Raw genomic sequence first — 1593 nt, forward strand, 5'->3', positions numbered from 1 at the left:
CGCTTGATTTCGGCGTAGCTTTGCGCTAAATTTTTGCCCAACGTCTCAAATTTACTTTAAATTTGTCCGCTCGCACTCAAATTTAGTCGCAAACAGATCCTGCGTAAATTTATCAAATTTCATCTAAATTTGAAGGTAAAATTTCATAAATTTATAAGTTTGAGCCTCCAGAAAGGAAGCTCGAATTTTATTATTTCATCGGCTGTTTTGGACCCTTGTAGCCGCCGGTTTGATTGCAATCTCCGGCATTTGCACAGTCCTGAGCCATCATGCCTTTACCGCCGTGTTTAAATCCGCCCTTAAAATCGCGCTTAAATTTCTTATGCAGATCATCGTCGTTATCGTGATCTTTTAGCTCGATATCAAGCCTTTTAGCCTCCGCCACGCTTAGCGAGCCAACCTTGTCATTGTAGTTTTTTCGAAAATCCTGCATGAAATTTTGCCTATCGGCGACGCTCATGGCATCCATTTTCTTTACCATCTCGGCTTTTAGCCCGCGCTTAGCCTCTTTTGCCTCGTATCTTAGTTTGCCCGCGCGTTTGTCTATCTCAAATGCTACCTCGCTAAGCGTCTTAGCATCGGCGTTTGCGACCATTTTATAAAGCTCGTCGTTCGTGCTATTTTCAAGCGACGCGGCAAAAAGCCCGCCCGCAACCAACATACTAATTAAAACTACTTTTTTCATTTTCTCTCCTTTAAAAAGATGAGCGAAGTTTAAAGAAAAGTCGTGAAAAAAATGTTAATTTAAAATTTCGTTGATTTTTTTTACGAAATTTAGCGGATTTACCTGCACGCCGCCCGCGATCACGCCAAAGTGCAGGTGCGGCCCGCTCACTCGCCCGCTAGCGCCGCTAAGCGCGATGATATCGCCTTTTTTGACGCTTTGTCCGACTTTAACGTTTAGCGCGCTTAGATGATAGTACTGCGTGTAAATGCCCTCGCCGTGGTCTATAACCACGGATCCGCCAGCATAGTAGCGATCTTTTGCAATGACGACTACGCCGTCGTTTGCCGCAATTACGGACGTGCCGACCGCCGCTCTAAAGTCCGTGCCGCCGTGGTAGCTCTTTAAGGTGCCGTTAAATACGCGCGCGGTACCGAACGGGCTCGTGACCGCCGAGCTCATCGGTAGGATAAATTTGGAGCTAAATTTTAGCCCGGCGTTAGCAGTGGCATAGATTTTATTCGCCTCCTCGCGCTCCTCCTCGATACGCTTTAACACCTCGTTTGGCGGCGTTACTTTGCTGCCTTCGACGGTTATTTTTTCTTTTTTATATTGTCCCTCTACGATCTTAAAAATTATCGTCTCATAGCCGCCTTTAAGCCCGTTTATTAGCTTTATTTCGCCCTTTTGACGGTAGCTAGCGGCGACGATGGCAAATTTTAAATTTTCATCCCCTGGCACGTTAAGCCAGCGCTTTTTCTTGCCGTCGATGCTTAAATTTCCGGCAAATTTAGCCTCCACCTGCACTATCTCGACGTCGCCGTTTACGATCGTCTGAGTTTGGCTAGGCGCGCTGCCCTGCCCTTTTGCGCTCAAATTTAAACATATCAAAACGGCTAAAAAAATCTTTTTCATTTATATCCTTTACG

The 1593-nt window shown here is 45.7% G+C and carries 2 protein-coding genes; both read right to left on the reverse strand.

The window, feature by feature from the left end; all coding sequences use genetic code 11:
* Positions 1 to 190: 190 nt before the first annotated feature.
* Positions 191 to 685: a DUF1104 domain-containing protein gene (locus tag H740_RS08915; protein WP_002953356.1), complete on the reverse strand. Its 495-nt coding sequence runs from the start codon at positions 683 to 685 to the stop codon at positions 191 to 193.
* A 54-nt stretch (positions 686 to 739) separates the two neighbouring features.
* Positions 740 to 1579: a peptidoglycan metallopeptidase Pgp3 gene (gene pgp3, locus H740_RS08920; protein ID WP_002953357.1), complete on the reverse strand. Its 840-nt coding sequence runs from the start codon at positions 1577 to 1579 to the stop codon at positions 740 to 742.
* Between the last annotated feature and the right edge of the window lie 14 nt (positions 1580 to 1593).

Source organism: Campylobacter showae CC57C (assembly GCF_000344295.2).
In the GTDB taxonomy this organism is placed as follows: Bacteria; Campylobacterota; Campylobacteria; order Campylobacterales; family Campylobacteraceae; genus Campylobacter_A; species Campylobacter_A showae_B.

What these genes read in the sequence shown, in the direction of transcription:
- pgp3 (WP_002953357.1), bottom strand. Translation starts at nt 1,579, where the DNA reads ATGAAAAAGATTTTTTTAGCCGTTTTGATATGTTTAAATTTGAGCGCA.
- H740_RS08915 (WP_002953356.1), bottom strand. Translation starts at nt 685, where the DNA reads ATGAAAAAAGTAGTTTTAATTAGTATGTTGGTTGCGGGCGGGCTTTTT.